This is a genomic window from Rhizobium sp. YS-1r, assembly GCF_000757525.1.
Classification (GTDB): Bacteria; Pseudomonadota; Alphaproteobacteria; order Rhizobiales; family Rhizobiaceae; genus Neorhizobium; species Neorhizobium petrolearium.
In genome coordinates this window covers 382,485-403,217 of record NZ_JPYQ01000024.1, presented here as the reverse complement: position 1 = coordinate 403,217, position 20,733 = coordinate 382,485, and the positions used below count along the sequence as shown (strand labels likewise).

General features: G+C 61.4%; 16 protein-coding genes. 12 read left to right on the top strand and 4 right to left on the bottom strand.

The genetic code is table 11. The annotated features are described in order from the left end of the window. Window positions 1–22 precede the first annotated feature (22 nt). The 4 genes from JL39_RS17850 to JL39_RS17835 all read left to right on the top strand — a co-directional run bounded on the left by JL39_RS17850 (window position 23) and on the right by JL39_RS17835 (window position 8,385). On the top strand, window positions 23–1,432 hold the full coding sequence (locus JL39_RS17850; RefSeq protein ID WP_037153316.1) for a family 16 glycosylhydrolase: 1,410 nt from the start codon (window positions 23–25) through the stop codon (window positions 1,430–1,432). A 338-nt stretch (window positions 1,433–1,770) separates the two neighbouring features. Continuing rightward, window positions 1,771–3,555, top strand: coding sequence for a type I secretion system permease/ATPase (locus JL39_RS17845; RefSeq protein WP_052182946.1), 1,785 nt, complete (start codon window positions 1,771–1,773; stop codon window positions 3,553–3,555). Window positions 3,556–3,579: 24 nt separating this feature from the next. After that, window positions 3,580–4,899 carry an HlyD family type I secretion periplasmic adaptor subunit gene (locus tag JL39_RS17840; RefSeq protein ID WP_037153315.1) on the top strand — a complete coding sequence of 440 codons (1,320 nt, stop codon included), beginning with the start codon at window positions 3,580–3,582 and terminating at the stop codon, window positions 4,897–4,899. A 135-nt stretch (window positions 4,900–5,034) separates the two neighbouring features. Next, entirely contained in the window at window positions 5,035–8,385 is a 3,351-nt protein-coding gene (locus JL39_RS17835; RefSeq protein ID WP_037153313.1) for an ExeM/NucH family extracellular endonuclease, read from the top strand. 217 nt (window positions 8,386–8,602) lie between these two features. Here the strand turns inward: JL39_RS17835 and JL39_RS17830 are convergent, their stop codons facing one another. From JL39_RS17830 to JL39_RS17815, 4 genes are all read right to left on the bottom strand, one after another. Continuing rightward, on the bottom strand, window positions 8,603–9,676 hold the full coding sequence (locus tag JL39_RS17830) for an alcohol dehydrogenase family protein (protein WP_037153311.1): 1,074 nt from the start codon (window positions 9,674–9,676) through the stop codon (window positions 8,603–8,605). A gap of 16 nt (window positions 9,677–9,692) precedes the next feature. Further along, window positions 9,693–11,072 (bottom strand): aspartate aminotransferase family protein, encoded by a 1,380-nt coding sequence (locus tag JL39_RS17825; RefSeq protein ID WP_037153309.1) that lies wholly within the window; start codon window positions 11,070–11,072, stop codon window positions 9,693–9,695. 29 nt (window positions 11,073–11,101) lie between these two features. After that, on the bottom strand, window positions 11,102–12,598 hold the full coding sequence (locus tag JL39_RS17820; protein WP_037153307.1) for an NAD-dependent succinate-semialdehyde dehydrogenase: 1,497 nt from the start codon (window positions 12,596–12,598) through the stop codon (window positions 11,102–11,104). 121 nt (window positions 12,599–12,719) lie between these two features. Then, a complete protein-coding gene (locus JL39_RS17815) occupies window positions 12,720–13,214 on the bottom strand; it encodes an Lrp/AsnC family transcriptional regulator (protein WP_037153800.1) in 495 nt (164 codons plus the stop codon). Between the two features lie 90 nt (window positions 13,215–13,304). On the opposite strand from JL39_RS17815, the gene JL39_RS17810 reads away from it, so the two are divergent. The 8 genes from JL39_RS17810 (at window position 13,305) to eutC (ending at window position 20,725) form a co-directional block, all read left to right on the top strand. Continuing rightward, window positions 13,305–14,690 carry a PLP-dependent aminotransferase family protein gene (locus JL39_RS17810; RefSeq protein WP_052182972.1) on the top strand — a complete coding sequence of 462 codons (1,386 nt, stop codon included), beginning with the start codon at window positions 13,305–13,307 and terminating at the stop codon, window positions 14,688–14,690. A 122-nt stretch (window positions 14,691–14,812) separates the two neighbouring features. Then, window positions 14,813–15,598 carry an ectoine/hydroxyectoine ABC transporter ATP-binding protein EhuA gene (gene ehuA, locus JL39_RS17805; RefSeq protein ID WP_037153303.1) on the top strand — a complete coding sequence of 262 codons (786 nt, stop codon included), beginning with the start codon at window positions 14,813–14,815 and terminating at the stop codon, window positions 15,596–15,598. 60 nt (window positions 15,599–15,658) lie between these two features. Then, window positions 15,659–16,504, top strand: a complete 846-nt coding sequence (gene ehuB / locus JL39_RS17800; protein ID WP_037153300.1) for an ectoine/hydroxyectoine ABC transporter substrate-binding protein EhuB — start codon at window positions 15,659–15,661, stop codon at window positions 16,502–16,504. Between the two features lie 126 nt (window positions 16,505–16,630). Continuing rightward, complete coding sequence (gene ehuC, locus JL39_RS17795; RefSeq protein ID WP_037153298.1) at window positions 16,631–17,290, top strand: ectoine/hydroxyectoine ABC transporter permease subunit EhuC; 660 nt, start codon at window positions 16,631–16,633, stop codon at window positions 17,288–17,290. Window positions 17,291–17,292: 2 nt separating this feature from the next. After that, window positions 17,293–17,952: an ectoine/hydroxyectoine ABC transporter permease subunit EhuD gene (gene ehuD / locus JL39_RS17790; RefSeq protein ID WP_037153296.1), complete on the top strand. Its 660-nt coding sequence runs from the start codon at window positions 17,293–17,295 to the stop codon at window positions 17,950–17,952. 1 nt (window position 17,953) lies between these two features. Further along, the gene (gene eutA / locus JL39_RS17785; RefSeq protein ID WP_037153294.1) at window positions 17,954–18,730 is read left to right on the top strand and encodes an ectoine utilization protein EutA; all 777 of its coding nucleotides are present in this window, start codon (window positions 17,954–17,956) and stop codon (window positions 18,728–18,730) included. 19 nt (window positions 18,731–18,749) lie between these two features. Continuing rightward, window positions 18,750–19,736, top strand: a complete 987-nt coding sequence (eutB, locus tag JL39_RS17780) for a hydroxyectoine utilization dehydratase EutB (RefSeq protein WP_244446909.1) — start codon at window positions 18,750–18,752, stop codon at window positions 19,734–19,736. After that, complete coding sequence (eutC, locus tag JL39_RS17775; protein WP_037153290.1) at window positions 19,733–20,725, top strand: ectoine utilization protein EutC; 993 nt, start codon at window positions 19,733–19,735, stop codon at window positions 20,723–20,725. The genes eutB and eutC overlap by 4 nt, the downstream gene beginning before the upstream one ends. Window positions 20,726–20,733 lie beyond the last annotated feature (8 nt).

Below are 20,733 nucleotides of genomic sequence, written 5' to 3'. Positions count from 1 at the left end.
GAGGCAACCAAAGGAGCTGACCATGTCGCAGTCGATACAGAATGCCGTAGGTGAAACACTCTACTACAGCGGTGCATCACGCGCCTGGTTCTCGGCGACCGGCTCAGGCCCCGTGCTTTATGGCACCGCCGGCAACGATTCGATATGGGGCGACAGTTCGGTCAATGTCACGATGCGGGGCGGTACCGGCGACGATATCTACTATCTCTATTCCAGCATCAATCGTGCAGTGGAAGCCTCGGACGCGGGTATCGACACCATCAATACCTGGATGAGCTATACGTTACCCGAGAACTTCGAGAACCTGACTGTCACGGGCAACGGCCGTTACGCCTTCGGCAACAATGCCGACAATATCATCTCCGGTGCTTCAGGCAGCCAGACGATCGATGGCGGTGATGGAAACGATGTCCTCATCGGCGGCGGCGGTTCCGACACGTTCATCCTCACCAGCGGCAACGGCAGCGACCTCATTGTCGATTTCAGCAGTGACGATACGATCCGATTGAACAGCTACGGGCTGTCGACGTTCGATCAGGTCCTCAGCCACGCCACGCAGGAGGGCGCCGACCTGCGGCTGGATCTTGGTGGCGGCGAGAGCCTTGTCCTTGCAGACACGACCGCCGACGATCTCAGTGCGGATCAGTTCCAGCTCACGCTCGATCGGTCGGCTCTCACGCTGACTTTCGCCGACGAATTCAACACCTTGTCGTTGCGCGACGGCGATGAAGGCACCTGGGATTCGAAGTTCTGGTGGGCACCCGAAAAAGGCAGTACGCTGCCCGGAAACGATGAACTGCAATGGTATATCAATCCCTCCTATGCGGGGACTGCCGCCGTCAATCCATTCTCGGTCGATAACGGCGTTCTAACCATCACGGCTGCTCCAACGCCGGATGCTCTCAAGTCGCAGATCGATGGCTACGACTACACATCCGGCATCCTCACCACGCATTCCTCTTTCACCCAGACCTATGGTTATTTCGAGATCCGCGCCGACATGCCAACGGAGCAGGGCGCCTGGCCGGCATTCTGGCTATTGCCCGAAGACGGTTCCTGGCCTCCTGAACTCGACGTCGTTGAGATGCGGGGGCAGGACCCAAATACCGTGCATGTCACTGTCCACTCAAACGAGACGGGCTCGCAGACCAAGGATTCCACGGCGGTCAAGGTTCCGAGCACGGATGGCTTCCACACCTACGGTGTTCTTTGGGGCGAGGACCAGATTGTCTGGTATTTCGACGACGTGGCCGTTGCGCACGCCGACACCCCCTCCGACATGCATGATCCAATGTATATGCTCGTCAATCTCGCGGTTGGGGGACTGGCTGGGACTCCGTCCGAGGATTTCAATGACGGAGCGGAATTCCAGATAGATTACATTCACGCCTATTCCCTGAATGATCAAACGGCGAATGACTTGCTCGTTTGAAATGCGCTCCCGTCACTCGTCGCCAGCGATGACGGTAACGGCTGGCGGGCCAGCCGTTTTCCCATCCGTTGGCGCCTTGTCGCTCGGGGGACCATCTTACCAAGTTTAGACTCAGGAACAGCATGTCAAGGCCCGGATATTCGCAACTCGTGCTGTTTCTTTCGTCGCCTCACTTGATCGCCTGACGTTAAGGCGATGCCGCAGCCGCAAACTTGGGGCATATCATCCGTGTGTCATTTCTTCGTCACATGCGTATGATGCAGGAAAGGGATCATCGCCGGCGACGACCGATGGCGCTCGGCAAATCGGAGAAGATATTGCGAGGAGACCATCTACGAATGCGGGGCGGAGAGCGACTTGCCGCCACTTTTCGCCGGGGTCTTGCGGGGCTCTTCGGTTTTGGATTCGTCGTAAATCTGCTGCTGCTTATTCAGCCGATTTACATGCTTCAAGTCTATGATCGAGTGCTGCCATCGGCCTCCATCGAGACGCTGATTTATATTTCCATCATTGCTCTCGGCACTCTTTTTCTGCTTGGTATCGTCGATAGCGTGCGTGCGATCATGGCCAGCCGGCTCGCCAGCCGTCTCGAAGTCGCGGTTGGCGCGGACGCACTTCAGGCTTCGATGGCCGGTCCCCGCGCAAGCCTTGGCGATGTCCAGCCGCTTCGCGACCTTCAGACCGTCCGAGGCTTTATTTCCGGGCGCGGGCTCTTCGCCTTTCTCGATCTGCCCTTCGCTCCTTTTTTCATCGCGCTTCTCTATCTTATCCATCCAAATCTCTTCTGGCTGACAGTGATGGGGGTGGTCGTCCTCGTCGCGATCGCGATAGCCAACCAGTGGGCGAGCGACAAGGCAGCAGGCGATGCCGGCACTCGCCAGATGAATGCGACGCTTGCCGCCCAGGCTTTCGTCCGGAATGCGGAAAGCCTGAAGGCGATGGGAATGAGACCCAACATCGTCCATCGCTGGGGTTCGGAGGAGGCGCTGTCTCTTGCCGCACAGGATCGGGTGAATTCAACCAATGCCCTCTTTGCCGGCCTTTCGCGCGTCCTGCGCCTGAGCCTCCAGATCGCCACCCTCGGTTATGGCGGCTATCTCGTGCTTGCCGGCGAGATGACAGCGGGGATGATCTTCGCCGCCTCACTGATCTCGGGGCGCGGTCTCCAGCCTATCGATCAGGTAATCGGTGGCTGGAAGGGGTTTATCGAAGCGCGCAAGGCGTGGAAGCGCCTGACCGAGGCTCTTGCCGTCGTGAGACCGGCCGAGACGCGCACGGAACTTCCTGCCCCGCAGGGCGAGGTGAGCTTCGAAGCGGTCATTGTCTTTCCTCCGGCAAGTGAGGCAGCGGGCCGCGCGAGTGCGCAGGCCGGCGAGCCATTGTTGAAGCGCATCAGCGCGACGATTCCCGCAGGCGCATGTGTGGCCATCATCGGGCCTTCCGGGGCGGGAAAAACCACCCTCATGCGCACGCTGATCGGAGCCATCGAGCCGAGATCGGGTGCTGTGCGGATCGACGGCGCCGACATTCGCAATTGGAACCCCGATCGTCTTGGCCAATATATCGGCTATCTCGCGCAGGACGTCGAGCTTCTGCCGGGAACCATCGCGCAGAATATCGCCCGCTTTGATCCGAATGCCTCCAGCGAGGCCATCGTCCGCGCAGCCCAGGAAGCGCAGGTGGACGATCTCGTTCTGAAACTGCCGAAAGCCTACGACACGATGATCGGACCCGGCGGCTTCCAGCTTTCCGGCGGGCAGCGCCAACGTGTTGGCCTCGCCCGGGCCTTCTTCGGCAAGCCGAAGATCCTGGTCCTCGACGAGCCGAACGCAAATCTCGATATTGAGGGCGAGAAGGCTCTAGAGCGAGCGCTTGCGATGGCGAAAGCGGAGGCGATCACCGTCCTCATCGCAACGCAAAGACGCTCGGTCGTCGAAACAGCGGACCGCATCATGGTCATGCGTGATGGAAGCCTGGAAGAATACGGCCCTCGCGAGGAGGTACTTCGGCGTCAGGCCGAAAAGGCGCAGGCTCTGCGGGAGAGCCAAAGGCGGGGTGCCGGCAATGCCTCGCAGCCTGTTGTGCTTGGACAGTTTGCCAGTGTCACCGATGTCAGGCGTTGAGGCAGCTGCCGGAGAATGACGGAGATGAACGACAAAGCAGATTGGGCCAGAGGTGTTCCGACCAGTACGCGGCGGGTCGCGGCTGTCGGGCTTGGCGCGACCTTTCTTTTCATCTTTGGTTTTGGCGCCTGGGCATCGCTTGCTCCGCTGGCCGGCGCCGCCGTTGCGCCGGGTGTCGTTGCTGCTGCCGGGCAAAACCAGCGTGTTCAGCATCTGGAAGGTGGTATCGTCGACAAGATTCTCGTTCAGGAAGGCGCCCGCGTCAAAGCCGGGCAACCGCTCTTCGAACTCGATGGAACCAGTGCTCTCGTCCAGTACAATCGAATCCAGAAGCAACTCGTTGCCCTTTCGGCACGCGCCACGCGGCTTACGGCCGAGCGGGATGGCGTCGATCAGCTTGTCTTTCCGGAAAGTCTCGAAAGAACGACCGGGCCGGGAGGCGAAAGCGACGTCCTTGCCGAGCAGTCGGCCGAATTCACGGCACGCCTGGCACGCCACCGTCAGGAAGCTGCCATCCTGCAGCAACGTATCAATGCGCTGAATGATCAGATCGAAGGAATGGCAGCTCAGCAGATCGCAGTGGAACGGCAGATCGAGGTCGTCCAGGAGGAAGCAGAACGGAAGAAGGGGCTGCTGGACAAAGGCCTGACGGATCGGTCCGAGTATACGGCTCTGCTGCGAAGCGAGGCCGACCTTCTGGGCGAGCTTGGCCAGACGAAGGCGTCCATTCTGACATCGCGCACACAAATCGCCGAAGCCGAGGAACAAATAGCCAGGCTGAAGACGCAGCGCGTCGAGACGGCAATCTCCGAGCTCAACGAGGTGCGCGTCCAAATTGCTGACGCCGATGAGCAGCGACGTGCGGCCAAGGCCATTCTAGACCGGATCGTGATCCGGTCGCCGAGCGACGGGATCATCGTTGAAATGGCATTTAACAGCCGCGGGAGTGTTGTCCGTCCGGGCGACACCCTGCTCGAACTTCTTCCAACCGCATCCAGCCTGATGATTGAAGCACGCGTTTCCCCGCAGGATGTGGACGTCATCAAGGTGGGGCAAGAGGCGCGGTTGCGCTTCAGCGCGCTCAATACCCGCACGACGCCGACCGTTGATGCGACCGTGTTCTACCTCTCGGCTGACCGGCTGGTCGATCAGAACAACAATGACCAGCCCTACTACACCGCGCGGTTGCGCATGACCGATGCGCTGCCGCCGGAAATCAAGATGGAGCAGATCTATCCCGGCATGCCGGTGGAAACCTACATCAAGACGAGCGAGCGCACCTTTTTCGAGTATCTGACGAGACCGATCGTTGACAGCTTCAATCGGGCGTTTCGGGAGGACTAAGCCGAAGACGTCGCTAAGCATAGACGATCGGCACGTAGGACCTGCCCGTCCTTGCTAATTAGCATATGTCAAGCGACTGTCGTAGTCGGCTGCTATGTCAAGCCATCCATCGTCCTCCAACAAGGGGTTGCATAGATGTCCTTCTTCTTTTCCCTCCCACGGCTCTATTTTGGGACCCGCCTGGCCGATCATATCGAGGGTAGCCCAGGTAACGACATCATCACCGGTCTTGGCGGTGATGACCGCATCGAGGCAGGCGCGGGGAATGACTTAGTCATTGCGGGGGACGGAAATGATCAGATCGAGGGCGGCGACGGCAGCGATCTGATCTCCGGCGGGCGGGGTTTCGACACTGCGATCTATTCGGGAAGCATATCCGATTATCGCCTGCCGCAGATCACACGCCTGTCCGACATCTTCTTTACGATGACCGACGCCGATGGTGATCAGGATATCCTCAACGATATCGAAGCCATCCGCTTTACCGCGAGCAGCTATACGCTCTATCTCGATGGCCGCAACAATGCCGTGCTTGCCGGCGACGATGCAGTGTCGACGGATGAGGACGGCGCACTTGCGATCAGTGCGCGCGACCTGACTGCGAACGACCGGGACTTCGATGGAGACCAGATCTCGGTCACTGCCGTTTCGGGGACAAGCACGGCCGGCGCATCCGTCTCGCTTGCGAGCGGTGTCGTCTCCTACGATCCAGGCAGTATTTTCCAGCACCTGAACGAAGGCGAAACCGCCGTCGACAGCTTCACCTATACGGTTGACGACGGCAGGGGCGGCACCGGCACTGCAACCGTGGAAGTGACGATCACCGGTGCGAATGATGCCGCTGTCATTACCGGAGATGCTAGCGGGTTGGTAACCGAGGCTGGTGGTGCCGGATCGGGAACGCCGGCCGCGACCGGCCGGCTCGTCGCCGACGACGTCGATAATGACGATCGCTTCCGAGCTGCGGGCGACCAGTCGAGCGTTATGGGCTACGGTACCTACAGCATCGACGAAGAAGGCAACTGGACCTATACGCTCGACAACGACAATGCTGCTGTCGATGCGCTCGGCGATGGTGAGAGCCTCACCGACAGTTTCACAGTCGTGAGCACGGACGGGACCGAACAGGACGTTACGATTGCTATCAACGGGGCGGATGAAGCCGCTCCCGTCGCACCGCGCATCAACGAAATCCACTACGACAATGCCGGCACCGATACGGGCGAATTCATCGAGATCCGCGTCGCTGTCGGCGCCGATGTCTCCGGACTCCTGGTCGAACTCTATAACGGAAATGGCGGCTCCACCTATGGTTCGGCGGACGTTTCCAGCCTTTCGATGACCTCGGACGGCGAATACGACTATTACGTATGGGAGTTGCCGGCCAACGGCGTCCAGAACGGCGCGCCGGACGGCGTGGCGCTCTCCGATAACGGAACGCTGATCGAATTCCTGTCTTATGAAGGCAGCTTTACGGCGTCGAACGGAGCGGCTGCGGGCACGACCTCGACCGATATCGGTGTGGCGGAGGCGGGCAACGAGACTGCAGGCCTGTCGCTGCAGCGGACCGGTGACGGTCCGGCCGATTGGGTCGGTCCCCAGGACCAGACCCCAGGTGCCGCCAATGAAAGTGATCCCGGCGGTGGCGGTGAGCCGACCGCCTATCTCATTTCCGAGGTTCAGGGCAGCGGTACTGCCAGCTTCCTCGTCGGCGAATATGTGCTCGTTTCTGCAATCGTGACTTACACGGTTGCAGACGGCTTCTACCTTCAGGAGGAAGACGGCGATGCCGATGGGGACAGCACTACTTCGGAAGGCATCTTCGTCTTTACCGGGGGAACTCCGAGCGTGACCGTCGGCGACTATGTGGAAGTCGCCGGAACGGTGGCCGAATATTTCGATTTTACCGAAATCACCGATGTCACCGACATCATCTCCATTTCGAGCGGCAACGCTCAGCCGAGCTCGGCGGCGATCACTCTTTCACCGGACTTTGCCGCCAATCTCGAACATTACGAGGGAATGGCGATTACGCTGGCAAGCGGCACGGATGACCCGCTGACCGTGATCGAGAATTTCGATCTCGACCGTTATGGCGAAATCACGGTGTCTGCCGGCTCCCAATATCAGCCCACTCAGATTTATGACCCCACCACGCAGCAGGAAGAGATCCAGGCGCTGATGGAGGCCAATGCCAACAATCGGCTGACCCTGGACGACGGTTCGTCCGCCCAGAATCCGGACGAGTTCCGTTATGTCCCTGCCTCTGTCGGGGACAACGGCAACGGTTATCTGGATGCCGGCGATACATTCACCGAGGACGGGCCGACGCTGAGGCTCGGGGCGGAGCTCGTCGGATCGGTCGACGGTGTCCTCAGCTATAGTTTCGGTGAATACAAGATGCTGGTCGACGGCGTCCTGCCGGTCGACGAGACGACCAACGGGCTTGCCCGTCCGGATGCGCCGGACGATCTCGGTGGCCGGCTGACGGTGTCCAGCTTCAATCTTCTCAACTTCTTCACCACCCTGGATGATGGCTCCGGTGCGGGGTCGGGTCCCAACAATCTAGAGCCTCGCGGTGCGACCACTGCGGAGGATCTGGCGCGTCAGACCGACAAGATCGTGGAAGCAATGTTGCAGATCGACGCCAGCGTCTTCGGCCTGCAGGAGCTGGAGAACAATGGTTTCGACGATGCTTCGGCAATCGCAACCCTCGTCGACGCCTTGAACGCGGCCGCCGAACCAGGCGTAACCTATGCCTTCGTAGACCCGACCGAACCCGGTTCCGACGGCTTTATCGGGACGGATGCCATTACCACCGGCCTCATCTACAAGACCAACGAGGTCAGCCTCGTCGCATCTGATTTCCTTGTCTTCGACGACGGTGACCAGCAGCAGAGCCGGCCGGCCGTGACGGCGACATTTGCGGAGATCAGCACCGGCGAGCAATTCACCGTCTCGGTTAATCATCTGAAGTCGAAGGGCGGTACCGGTACGGGCGCCGATGCCGATCAGGGGGACGGGCAGGGCGCTTTCAACGCCACGCGGACGGCAGCCGCACAGCAACTCGCCGAATGGCTGTCGGCTGACAATCCTGACGGCTATCTTGTGCAAAACGGCGTCAGCGATAATGATGTCCTGATTATCGGCGACCTCAATTCCTATGCCCAGGAAGATCCGGTGGATGCCCTTCGGGATGCAGGCTATGCTGATCTGATCGATAGCTTCATCGGCCAGGAGAACGCGTTCAGTTACATCTTCGACGGACAGCAGGGAACGCTCGATCAGGGGCTATCTTCGCAGTCTCTTGCCAGCCAGGTCAGCGGTGTGGCGGAATGGCACATCAATGCGCAGGAACCCGATCTGCTCAGCTATTCCACCGAGTTCAAGAACCCGGACTTCTATAATGACGATGTCTATGGAACGTCGGACCACGACCCATTACTGATCGGCCTCAATCTGGGAGACAACGTGCTCGTGGCTTGATCTCCGGTGCGGCACGACGGCAGCGGAAGCTCTGCTGCAGTGAACTCGCCACAGTGATAAGGCCCGGACCGCAAGATGGCCCCTGCAATAACATTTCCACGCATCGGAGTGCCAAAGGGTGCTCCGATGCGTGGAAATCGTGGAACGATCAAGATAAAGGGCGCCGCATTCCCAGGTTCGGCTTCGGCGCCTTCCGGACGTTGACGACCGAAGCGTTTCAGGGGTCGGGAACGACGACCAGTTTGCCGACGAAGTTCTTGGCCATGAAATCCGTTTGCGCCCGGTGGAATTCCGACAGCGGATAGACGCCGCCGACCAGCGGCCGGATTTTTCCGCTTTCGATATAGCCGACGAGGCGACGGAAATCGGCGCGGCTGCCCTGGCTGGAGCCGTGCAGTTCCAGTTGCTTCAGATACATCGTGCGTAGATCGAGTTGCACGACCGGGCCGGCAATCGCGCCTGCGGTCGTGTAGCGGCCCTCGGGACGTAGGATTTTCAGGAGATCATTGAACATAGGGCCGGCCACGAGATCGGCGACGACATCGATCGGTTCGCCGCCTGTCGCCTCGGCCACGGCATCGATGAGATCGCCCTTGCCGCGCGTCACCACCGCTTCGGCACCGATATCGAGCATGGCGCTTTCCTTGCCGGGGCCTGCGACGGCGATGGGAATGGCGCCGCGCGCCCGCGCAAGCTGGATGATCGCCGAGCCGACGCCGCCCGAAGCACCGGTGACAAGCACCCGTTCACCGGCTGAGAGCCTCGCCCGCTCCAGCATTCGCTCGCCGGTCAGATAGGCACAGCAGAACGTGGCAAGCTCGATGTCGCTCATGTCTGTGTCAACCACATGAGCGTTCTCGGCCGGCAGCGTCATGTATTCGGCATAACCGCCGTCGCGGCCGTGCCCCATGTAATCGATGTCCGCGAGGCTGTCGTCCTCACGGTTATAGATGGAGAAATCGACCATCACCCGTTCGCCGATCCGCGCCGGATCGACGCCCTCGCCGACAGCGACGACGTGGCCGACGGTATCGGCGCCCTGGATGCGTGGGAAAGTGAGCGTGTTGCCCTGCCGCCGCCAGGTGGAGACGGCGCCGGGGTCATCCTCGGTGCCATAGGCACCCTGGCGCACCCAGACATCGGTATTGTTCATACCGCAGCCTGTCACGCGGATGAGAACCTCACCCGCGAAAGGTTTCGGCACCAGAACGTCCTGCTGGTAGACGAGCTTGTCGAGCCCACCGTGGCCGGTCAGCAGGACCGCCGCCATCGTTTCGGGGATTGAAACCATAATGTCTTTTCTCCCGTCAGCGGTTGGCGAAGACATTTTCGATCGCTTCAGCCGTCGCCTTTACGACGATATCCGCTTCCTCACGCGTGAGGCAAAGGGGCGGCGCAAAGCCGAGGATATCCCCCTGGGGCATCGCGCGGCCGATGACGCCGCGCTCCAGAAGTGCAGTTGCAATCTGCGGTCCGATCTTCTGAGAGGGATCGAAGAATCTCCGATCGTCCTTGTCCTCCACGAATTCGACCGCTGCCATGAGGCCGTCACCGCGCACCTCGCCGACATGCTTGTGGTCGGCAACGGCTTCGGCAAGCCTGGAGCGGAAATAGCCCCCGGTTTCGGCGGCATTCCGCACCAGTCCCATCTCGTCGATCAGTTCGAGATTGGCGATACCGGCTGCCGCGCAGATCGGATGGGCTGAATAGGTCCAGCCATGACCGATCGCACCGAGCTGATCGGAACCCTGTACGAGGACCTGCCAGAAACGGTTGGAGACGATTGTGCCGGACAACGGTGCATAGGCGGAAGTCAGACCCTTGGCGATGGTGATGAGGTCCGGCTTCATGCCGTAATGGTCGGAGCCGAACATCGTGCCGAGGCGGCCGAAGCCGGTCACGACCTCGTCGGCGACGAGCAGGATTTCATATTTCTGAAGCACGGCCTGGATCTTTTCCCAGTAACCTTTCGGCGGCGGAACGATGCCGCCGGTGCCGAGGATCGGCTCACCGATGAAGGCGGCGATCGTCTCTGGACCTTCCGAGAGGATCAGTTCCTCCAGCTTGTCGGCGCAATTTTGCGAGAACTGTTCCTCGCTCATCGACCGGTCCGGCCGGCGGAAATAATAAGGCGCTTCTGTATGTACGATCGGCACGCGCGGCAGATCGAAGGCCTTGTGGAAGAGTTCGAGGCCGGTGAGGCTGCCGGTCATGACGCCGGAGCCGTGATAGCCACGCCAGCGCGAGACGATCTTCTTCTTTTCGGGCCGGCCGAGGATGTTGTTGTAGTACCAGATCAGCTTGATGTTGGTCTCGTTGGCATCGGAGCCGGAAAGGCCGAAATAGACCCTGGACATGCCCTCCGGCGCCCGGTCGACAATCATCTTGGCAAGCGTGATCGAGGCTTCCGTGCCATGCCCGACATAGGCGTGGTAATAGGCGAGATTCCTTGCCTGTTCGGCGATGGCATCGGCGATCTTCTGGCGGCCGTAGCCGACATTGACGCAGTAGAGACCGGCAAACGCATCGAGGCTGGTGCGGCCGTTCTTGTCGGTGATGTAGACACCTTCGCCGCTGCCGATCACCCGGGTTGGCGTTTCTCCGCGCGCATGCATACCCATATGGGTCGACGGATGGAAGAAATGGTCCCGGTCCCAAGCGGTGAGTTCGTTGTTTCTTTCGAGCATGGTTCTATCCTTCAAGGTTATGGGACCACTCAGGCGGTGGTGTCGATGCAGAGGTATTTGAGTTCGGTGAAGGCCTCGATGCCGTGGCGGGAGCCCTCGCGTCCGACGCCGGACTGTTTCCAGCCGCCGAAGGGGATCGGCCCGCCGGTGATCTTCACGCGATTGATCGCGACCATTCCATATTCGAGCGCGCGCCCAAGGCGCATCTGTCGCGCGCCGTTTTCGGTGACCACATAAGCGACGAGCCCGTATTCGGTGTCGTTGGCGCGGGCGACGACTTCTTCTTCCGTGTCAAAGGCCGTGACGGCCGCGACCGGTCCGAAGGTTTCCTCGCGCATGATGGCCGCATCTGCCGGCACATCGGTGATAAGCGTCGGTTCGAAGAAAAGCGGACCGGCCTTGTGCCGCTCGCCGCCAGCCAGCAGTCTTGCGCCCTTGTCGAGCGCATCCTTCACCTGCGCCTCGACCTTCATCACGGCCCGCTCATGCATCAGCGGGCCGATATCCACGCCTTCGGCAAGCCCGTCGCCGACCCTCAGAGCGGCGATCCGCCTGGCGAAAGCCGCATTGAACGCATCGAGGATGGGTCGCTGGACGAATATCCGGTTGGCGGCGAGGCAGTCCTGGCCAGAGGTCGCGAACTTGGCGGCAATAGCGATATCGGCGGCGCGATCGATATCGGCGTCGTCGAAGATGATCAGGGGCGCATGGCCGCCGAGTTCCATCACCAGCCGCTTCATCGTGGGTGCGCATTGAGTGGCGATCAGCCGGCCGACCTCGGTGGAACCGGTGAAGCTCATCGCCCGCACCTGTGTATCTTTGCAAAGTCGACCGACGATGGTGGCGGCATCGCCCGTCACGACGTTGAACACGCCCGCCGGTATTCCGGCGCGTTCGGCGAGTTCGGCAAGCGCGAGTGCTGAAAGCGGCGTTTCGGAGGAGGGATGGGCAACGACCGTGCAGCCGGCGGCAAGCGCTGCCCCCACCTTGCGTGTCACCATGGCGGAGGGGAAGTTCCACGGGGTGACGACGCCAACGACGCCAAGCGCTTCCCGCCGGACGATCATTTCCGCGCCCAGGAGATGGCTGGTGACGCTCTCCGCATTCACGCGCTTGCCGTCCTCGGCATACCACTCGATGAAGGAGGCCGCATAGTCGATCTCTCCGTGGGATTCGGCGAGCGGCTTGCCCTGTTCCAGCGTCATGAGTAGGGCTAGATCCTCCTTGGCTGCCAGCATCAGGCGGCACCATTCCCTGAGGATTGCTGCCCGTTCCTGCGGCAACTTTGCCCGCCAAGCAGGAAAGGCGGCCGTGGCGGCATCGATTGCCGCGCTGGTCTCTTCCGCGCCGAGGCTCGCGACCCAGGCAAGCGTCGCAGAAGAGGTGGGATCGGTGACCTGAAAGCTGCTGCCCCCGGCGCCGGCAACCCAGCGCCCATCCACATAGGCTAGATCGCGCAGCAGGTGACGGTCGGTGAGACGCGTCAGGGCCTCGTGATAGGCGGGGCGAGCAAAAATTGCGGTCATGGCCAGATCCTCGTTCAGGGTCGTGGCTCAAGTATCGCCTCGCTGAAGCGAGAGATTGTCCATTCCTGAGCGGGAAAAGAGAGAGATGGTCTAAACTGACCCGGCCTTGCAGAGAGATTGTCTAGGGCTGCTGACTATCGTCTCTCCCGAAGAGAGCAGCAAGGGGCACGCCCGTTTCCTCCTTCACGGTCTTAGTGACGATGTAGGTGAAATAGCGCTCGATGCCGAGTTCGCGGTTGAGCAGGTTGTCGATCAGGCGCTGGTAGGCGTCGATATCGGAAGCAACGATCTTCGCGATATAGTCGACGCCGCCGCCGACGGACCAGCAGGCGGTGATCTCCGGAATCGCCGCCACGACCCGCTCGAAACGGTCGAAATCGATCTGGCGATGGTTGGCGAGCGTGATCTCCACCATGACGCTGGCGATCGGCGCGATCTTTCGCGGCGCAAGCCGGGCATGATATCCGGCGACGATGCCCGCCTTTTCAAGCTTGCGCAGGCGCATCCAGCAGGGGGTCGGAGAGAGGCCGACCTTTTCCGCCAGCGCCAGCTTCGTGATGCGGCCATCATTCTGGACTGCTTCCAGAATGCGTAAGTCTATGGCGTCAAGCTTCATGGAGGTTCCTGTCTGCATCACTGTTGAGAAAGACAATGAAAATTCGTTTTGCCATTGTCAATTGAACTGATTTTAAGCACAGTCGAATTCATGACAAATTGGCGTCCCGATCCATCCCAGCTCCGCCGACCGGCCTATCTTTCGCTCGCCGAGCAGATCGCGCGCGCTATTCAGGAGGGAAAGCTTGTCAACGGGACCAAGCTGCCGACCCATCGCCGTATGGCCGACGATCTTGGCCTGTCGGTCCAGACGGTCAGCCGGGCCTATGACGATCTCATCCGCCGCGGGCTGATTTCCGGCGAGATCGGGCGTGGCAGTTTCGTGCAGACGCAGCCACGCGAGCCGGAACCACCCTACCTGCCGGAGAGGCTTGGCGAGGTTATCGACCTTTCGATCCTGAAACCGGTCTGCGAGCAGATCCATGTCGAGAAGATGCGGCAGGCTTTTGCCTGGCTCTCTGAAAACCTGCCGGCGAGTTCCGCCTTGTCGTTCCGGCCCAACATGGTCTTCCCGCGTCATCGCGCCGTCGCGACTGAATGGCTGGCGCGTTGCGGTTTGGACGTTTCGCCGCTCAATGTCAGCTTGACCAACGGGGCGACGTCGGGGATGACAACGGCGTTGATGAGCGTCGCACCGCCCGGTTCGACGGTCGCCACAGAAGTAGTCAGCCACCATACGCTCGTTCCGCTCTCGACCTATCTCGGCCTGCATCTCGAAGGGCTGGCGATCGACGAGGAGGGCATGATCCCCGAAGCGCTGGACGAGGCCTGCCGCAAAGGTCCGATCCGGGCGATCTTTCTGCAGCCTTCGGTCATCAACCCGATGGCCGCTCTGATGAGCGCGGGTCGTCGGGAGGCGCTTGCAGCGGTTGCCGCCAGGCATGATATTGCCATCATCGAAAACGACGTTCTCGGCCCGATGGTCGAGGGCCGCGCACCGCCGATGGCCGCGTTTGCGCCGGAGCGGACGCTCTACGTGACGACATTTACCAAGACGACTGTTCCGGGATTGCGGATCGGATATCTTGTCGCGCCGGACCGCTATGTTGCCGCCGTCGCGAACCGACATCTGGTCTCCAACTGGATGGCAACGCCGGCGATGGCGGAGATCGCGACGCGCTGGGTCGCCGATGGCACGGCCATGGAACTGGTTGCCTGGCAGCGCCGCGCGCTTGCCAGCCGTCATGCCATCGCTGCCGAAATGCTGGCGGGTTTGCCGTATCGGGCGCATCCCCAGAGTCTGCATGTGTGGCTGCCGCTTTCCTGCGGTCATACCGAAGATGCCTTCGTGGCGCAGGCGCGGTTGCGCGGCGTCGGGATCGCGCCCGGCAAATCGTTCCATACGACCGATCACGGGTGGACGCCGGCCGTCCGCATCTCGCTCGGCTCGACGACGGAGAGCGAACTGCGTACCGGGCTCGGGATCGTTGCTTCGCTGGCGCAGGGAAACCCTCAAGAGCTGCTGCTTGCGATTTGATGCTGGCGCCTGCCGATTGTGCAGGTCAACAAATATTGTCATGATATTATTTTCCGAATTGACATGATTTCGAGAGGCCGTCATCGTTGATGCATTGCTTGTCTCAACAGGGAGAGACATGAATGCCGTCACCCATCATCCGTATCGACAACATCGTGAAGAGGTTCGGTCCGCTGACCGTTCTCGACGGGTTATCAATGGATGTGATGCCGGGGGAGAAGCTGGCGCTGATCGGCCCTTCCGGCTCGGGCAAGACGACGATCCTGCGCATCCTGATGACGCTGGAGTCGATCAGCGGCGGACATATCGAGGTCGACGGCGAGCAGCTTTATCACATGAAGAAGGGCGCCGATCTGGTTCCCGCCGACGAGCGCCATCTTCATCGCATGCGCAAGAAGATCGGCATGGTCTTCCAGCACTTCAATCTGTTTCCGCACAAATGCGTTCTCGACAACATCACCCTGGCGCCGATGCTGACCCAGGGCGTGGCGCGTTCAGACGCCGAAAAGCGGGCGATGGAATTGCTGGACATGGTCGGCATGGCGGACAAGGCCAAGAGCGTACCGGCGCAGCTTTCCGGCGGCCAGAAGCAGCGTGTGGCGATCGCCCGCGCGCTCGCGCTTTCTCCGAAGATCATGCTGTTCGACGAGGTGACGTCGGCGCTCGATCCCGAACTCGTCGAAGAAGTGCTGAGTGTCATGAAGCGGCTCGCGGCCGAGACCGACATGACCATGCTTCTTGTGACGCACGAGATGGGCTTTGCCCACGATTTTGCGGATCGCGTGCTGTTCTTCGATCGCGGCAAGATCGTTGAGGAAGGTAGGCCGGAGGAGATTTTCAGCAATCCCAGGCAGGAGCGCACGCAGACGTTCCTTCGCAAGATCATCGCGGCGGGGCACCGCGTCTGACCGCCGGCGGCGGCGACATAGCCCGAAGACATAATCAGGAAACCAGAGGAGTAGGGAACAATGAAGACAAGAATTCTCGCAACCGCTGCAAGCATCGCGGCCTTTATCGCCGTTGCCGGCGGCATGTCTGCATCCGCAGCGGATTTGGAGGAGCTTAAGGAGCAGGGGTTTGCCCGTATCGCCATCGCCAACGAGCCGCCCTATACGGCAGTCGGTGCCGACGGTAAGGTGTCGGGTGCGGCGCCTGATGTCGCCCGCGTCATTTTCGAGCGTCTCGGCGTCAAGGAGGTCGTTGCCTCGATCTCCGAATATGGCGCGATGATCCCCGGCCTTCAGGCCGGCCGTCACGATGCCATTACCGCCGGTCTGTTCATGAAGCCGGAGCGTTGCAACGCGGTTGCCTATTCCGAGCCGATCCTTTGCGATGCGGAAGCTTTTGCCGTCAAGAAGGGCAATCCGCTGAAGCTGACGAGCTACAAGGACATCGCCGACAACACCAATGCGAAAATCGGGGCACCCGGCGGCGGCACCGAGGAGAAGCTCGCGCTTCAGGCCGGCGTGCCTCGCGATCGTGTCATCGTCGTGCCGGACGGGCAGAGCGGTCTCAAGATGCTTCAGGACGGTCGCATCGATGTCTATTCGCTTCCGGTTCTTTCGATCCACGATCTGCTCGACAAGGCGAAGGATCCAAACCTTGAGGTCGTCGCACCGGTCGTCGGTGCGCCGGTCTATTGCGATGGCGCGGCCTTCCGCAAGCAGGATGTAGCGCTGCGCGATGCCTTTGATGTGGAGCTCAAGAAGCTGAAGGATTCTGGCGAGTTCGCCAAGCTCATCGAACCCTACGGATTCTCCGCCAAGGCTGCGATGTCGACCACCCGCGACAAGCAGTGTGCTGCCGCGCAGTAAAGAATTTGCCCCTTACGCCGGGTGCACCGGTGGTGCCGTGTCGGCCTTCTCCCTCGCTCACGGGGAGAAGGTGCCGGCAGGCGGATGAGGGCAAACTCGTCGGAAGAGACTGGGAAACAAAGCCTGATGATCGACTGGTCCGGCTATCTGTCGCTGATTCTGGAGGGCGCACTGGTAACGCTGCAGCTGACCATTATGGGGTCGGCTCTCGCGCTGGTGATGGCTTTCCTGGCCGGGCTCGGCCGGCTGTCGCGCTTCTTCGTCGTGCGGGCGCTTGCCACGACCTATATCGAGTTCTTCCGCGGCACGTCGATCTTCGTGCAGCTCTTCTGGGTCTATTTCGTGCTTCCTTTTGCGGGGCTCACTCTCACGCCCCTTCAGGCGGGGGTTCTGGCGCTGGGGCTGAACGTCGGCGCTTACGGCGCAGAAGTTGTCCGCGGTGCCGTGAAGGCGATTGGACGGGAGCAGGGGGAGGCCTGTATCGCCCTCAATCTTTCCCGCTATCAGCGCCTGCGCCATGTAATCCTGCCGCAGGCGCTGCCCCTGATGCTGCCCACCTTCTGCAACAACGCCATCGAGCTTTTGAAGGGCACGGCCGTCGTATCGCTGATCTCGCTGACGGACCTGACTTTTCAGGCGCAGGTCGTCCGTGCTCAGACCGGCAATACGCTCGTCCCCTTCACGACGATCCTCATTCTCTACTTCGTCATGGCCTGGGCGATTTCAACGGCGATGCGCTGGCTGGAGCGGCGGATGACGCGCAGCCTCGATGGCGTGAGGACCTGACCATGGAATGGGATTGGGATTTCGTCTGGCAGATCATGCCGACCCTTCTCGAAGGGTTCAAGATCACCATACTGGCGACCATTCTCGGTGCGGCGGTGGCTGCGGTGATCGGCCTCGCGCTCGCCATTGCGCGCCGTTCGCCGATCGCCGCGGTCTCGCGCACCGTTGGCTTCGTCTCGGAATTCATCCGCGGCACGCCGCTTCTCGTGCAGCTTTATTTCATCTTCTACGTGCTGCCGGATATCGGCATCCGGCTGTCTCCGCTGGTCGCGGGTGTGATCGGCATCGGCGTCCACTATGCGACCTATACGGCCGAAGTCTATCGGGCCGGCATCGAGAACGTGCCGCGCGGCCAGTGGGAAGCGGCGAGAGCGGCCAATCTCACCACACGGCAAGCCTGGATCCATGTCATCCTGCCGCAAGCCGTGCCACCGATGATCCCGGCGCTCGCCAATTATTTCATCGCGATGTTCAAGGAAACGCCGCTGCTCTCGGCCATCACCGTGCTGGAGCTGATGAACCAGGCGAAGAGCATCGCCAACAGCAACTACCGCTACATCGAGCCGATGACACTGGTCGGCGTCTTCTTCCTCGCGGTCAGCCTCGTTTCGGTCGTCGGGCTGCGCTGGCTCGAGGAACGCTATGCCCGGATGGATGACTGAGATGACTTCTGTTGAGATAAGCCTCGCCGGTGGGAAGCCGCGACTGGACGACCGCCCGCTTCAAAAGCGGATCGGCCTCATCATTCTCGCCACCGACCACACGACGGAAGCCGATTTCCAGCGCATGGTCGCGAGCGAGCGCATCGGCGTCTATGTCAGCCGCATTCCCTATGCCAATCCGACGACGCCGGAGAACCTGTTGAAAATGCAGCCGGTGCTGACCGAAGGCGCCTCGCTTATCCTGCCGGACGAGGCGCTGGATGCGGTCATGTATTCCTGCACCTCCGCCTCGGTGGTGATCGGCGATGCCCGGATCGAGGAGGCGATCCGCGTCGCCAAGCCGGATGTTCCCGTCGTGACGCCGACGGCGGCATCCGTGAAGGGCCTCAAGGCCGTGGGGGCAAGCCGGATCTCGATCCTGACGCCCTATACCGTGGAAACGAGCCGGCCGATGGCCGACTATTTCGCCGGCCTCGGCTTCACGATCGATCGTTTCACCTGCCTGGGTTTCGAGGACGATCGCGAGATGGCGCGCATCGCCCCGGACGAGATCGTCTCGCTTGCCCGCGAGGCAATGGCGCCGGAGTCGCAGGCGCTTTTCATCTCCTGTACGGCGGTCCGAGCCGCTCAGGCCGCAGCACGCATCGAAGCCGAAATCGGCAAGCCGGTCGTCAGCAGCAATCTCGCCACAGCCTGGGCCTGTCTGCGGCTCTGCGGCGAAATTGCACCGCGTCCCGAACTGGGCATGCTGATGACGAAGCCCTATCCGGAAGGCTGAGCTGATGAGGGAGAAAATCTTGCCAGTTCAGCTCGACAATATCCGTGCCGCTGCGGCACGTGTCGGTGGCCGCGTGCTCCGCACCCCAATGGGGGAGTCGGGCGCGCTGAGTGAACGCGTTGGTGTGCCGGTTCATCTGAAGCTGGAGCATCACCAGACCACCGGCAGCTTCAAGCTGCGCGGCGCGACCAACGCCGTTCTGTCCCTTTCTGCAGAAGAGCGCGCACGGGGCGTCGTGGCCGCGTCTACCGGCAATCACGGCCGGGCGCTCGCCTTTGCCGCGAGAGCGGAAGGCTCGCTGGCGACCATCTGCATGTCGTCGCTCGTACCGGAAAACAAGGTCTCGGAAATCCGTCGTCTCGGCGCTCGTGTTCGCATCATCGGGGGTTCGCAGGACGAGGCGCAGGAGGAGGTGGACAGGCTGGTCACGGAAGAGGGGCTGGTCGTGGTGCCGCCCTTCGATCATCCGGCGGTCGTCGCGGGGCAAGGCACGCTCGGCCTTGAGATTGTCGCGCAGGTGCCGGAGGTCGAGACTGTTCTGGTGCCGCTGTCCGGTGGCGGGCTTGCGGCCGGCATTGCCGCTGCTGTGAAAGGTTTGAAACCATCGGCTCGAGTCATCGGCCTGACGATGGAACGCGGTGCGGCAATGAAGGCGAGTCTTGATGCCGGCGGGCCGGTTCTGGTCGAGGAACTGCCGAGCCTTGCGGATTCGCTCGGCGGCGGCATAGGCCTCGATAACCGCGTCACCTTTCCCATGTGCCACGAACTTCTCGATGACGTGGTTCTGCTTTCCGAAGCCGAGATCGCGGCCGGGATGCGGCATGCCTATGCCGTTGAGCGCGAAGTCATCGAAGGTGCTGCAGCCGTCGGCATCGCGGCGCTGTTGGCGGGCAAGGTCGCAAGTCGAGGCCCGATCGTCGCCATTCTCTCCGGCCGCAACGTCGACATGGAACAGCACCGGCAGGTGATCAACGGCGACGTGATCTATGGAAAGGACGCCGCATGAGCCGGATGGTCATTCTCACCGAAAAAGACCTGCGCAAGCTCGTTCCGCTCGATCGTGAGGCGGTTGCTTGTGTCGAAGATGCCTTCCATGCGCTCGCCACCAAGCCGGTCGCCATGCCGCCTATCCTGCGACTTGATATTCCCGAACATCGCGGCGAGGTGGATGTGAAGACGGCCTATGTGCCGGGCATCGAAGGTTTTGCCATCAAGATCAGCCCCGGCTTCTTCGACAATCCGAAGATCGGCCTGCCGAGCACCAACGGCATGATGGTCCTCCTGTCCAGCCGCACTGGTCTGGTGCAGGCACTGCTGCTCGATAACGGCTATCTGACCGATGTCCGGACGGCCGCGGCCGGCGCGGTAGCCGCAAAACATCTTTCGCGTCCGGACTCGAGCGTTGGGGCGATCTTCGGTGCGGGAATGCAGGCGTGCCTTCAGCTTGAGGCTCTGACGCTGGTCCGTCCGATCCGCGAGGCCCGTATCTGGGCACGCGACGCCGCAAAAGCAGAGGCCGTGGCTGCCGATCTGACGACCAGACTCGGGCTTCCGGTTCGCGCCGAGGCCGATCCAGAGGCCGCGGTCGCGGGTGCCGATATCATCGTCACCACCACGCCGTCTGAAAAGCCGATCCTGAAGGCAGACTGGCTGCGGCCCGGCCAGCATATGACTGCCATGGGCTCCGATGCCGAGCACAAGAACGAGATCGATCCGGCGGCGATTGCCAAAGCCGATGTCTACGTCGCCGACAGCCTGAAACAGGCGCGGCGGCTGGGGGAGCTACATCATGCCATAGAGGCAGGGCTCGTTTCACCGGATGCGGAGTTTCCGCAACTCGGTGAAGTCGTCGCCGGCCTTCGCCGCGGTCGCGAGAGCGTCGGACAGATCACGCTTGCCGACCTCACCGGTACGGGCATCCAGGATACCGCCATCGCCACGCTTGCCTTCGCGCGAGCGGATGCCGCCGGCGCTGGCGCCGCATTCGAAAGCTGAGCCGGCCT

What these genes read in the sequence shown, in the direction of transcription:
- JL39_RS17850 (WP_037153316.1), top strand. Translation starts at nt 23, where the DNA reads ATGTCGCAGTCGATACAGAATGCCGTAGGTGAAACACTCTACTACAGC.
- JL39_RS17845 (WP_052182946.1), top strand. Translation starts at nt 1,771, where the DNA reads ATGCGGGGCGGAGAGCGACTTGCCGCCACTTTTCGCCGGGGTCTTGCG.
- JL39_RS17840 (WP_037153315.1), top strand. Translation starts at nt 3,580, where the DNA reads ATGAACGACAAAGCAGATTGGGCCAGAGGTGTTCCGACCAGTACGCGG.
- JL39_RS17835 (WP_037153313.1), top strand. Translation starts at nt 5,035, where the DNA reads ATGTCCTTCTTCTTTTCCCTCCCACGGCTCTATTTTGGGACCCGCCTG.
- JL39_RS17830 (WP_037153311.1), bottom strand. Translation starts at nt 9,676, where the DNA reads ATGGTTTCAATCCCCGAAACGATGGCGGCGGTCCTGCTGACCGGCCAC.
- JL39_RS17825 (WP_037153309.1), bottom strand. Translation starts at nt 11,072, where the DNA reads ATGCTCGAAAGAAACAACGAACTCACCGCTTGGGACCGGGACCATTTC.
- JL39_RS17820 (WP_037153307.1), bottom strand. Translation starts at nt 12,598, where the DNA reads ATGACCGCAATTTTTGCTCGCCCCGCCTATCACGAGGCCCTGACGCGT.
- JL39_RS17815 (WP_037153800.1), bottom strand. Translation starts at nt 13,214, where the DNA reads ATGAAGCTTGACGCCATAGACTTACGCATTCTGGAAGCAGTCCAGAAT.
- JL39_RS17810 (WP_052182972.1), top strand. Translation starts at nt 13,305, where the DNA reads ATGACAAATTGGCGTCCCGATCCATCCCAGCTCCGCCGACCGGCCTAT.
- ehuA (WP_037153303.1), top strand. Translation starts at nt 14,813, where the DNA reads ATGCCGTCACCCATCATCCGTATCGACAACATCGTGAAGAGGTTCGGT.
- ehuB (WP_037153300.1), top strand. Translation starts at nt 15,659, where the DNA reads ATGAAGACAAGAATTCTCGCAACCGCTGCAAGCATCGCGGCCTTTATC.
- ehuC (WP_037153298.1), top strand. Translation starts at nt 16,631, where the DNA reads ATGATCGACTGGTCCGGCTATCTGTCGCTGATTCTGGAGGGCGCACTG.
- ehuD (WP_037153296.1), top strand. Translation starts at nt 17,293, where the DNA reads ATGGAATGGGATTGGGATTTCGTCTGGCAGATCATGCCGACCCTTCTC.
- eutA (WP_037153294.1), top strand. Translation starts at nt 17,954, where the DNA reads ATGACTTCTGTTGAGATAAGCCTCGCCGGTGGGAAGCCGCGACTGGAC.
- eutC (WP_037153290.1), top strand. Translation starts at nt 19,733, where the DNA reads ATGAGCCGGATGGTCATTCTCACCGAAAAAGACCTGCGCAAGCTCGTT.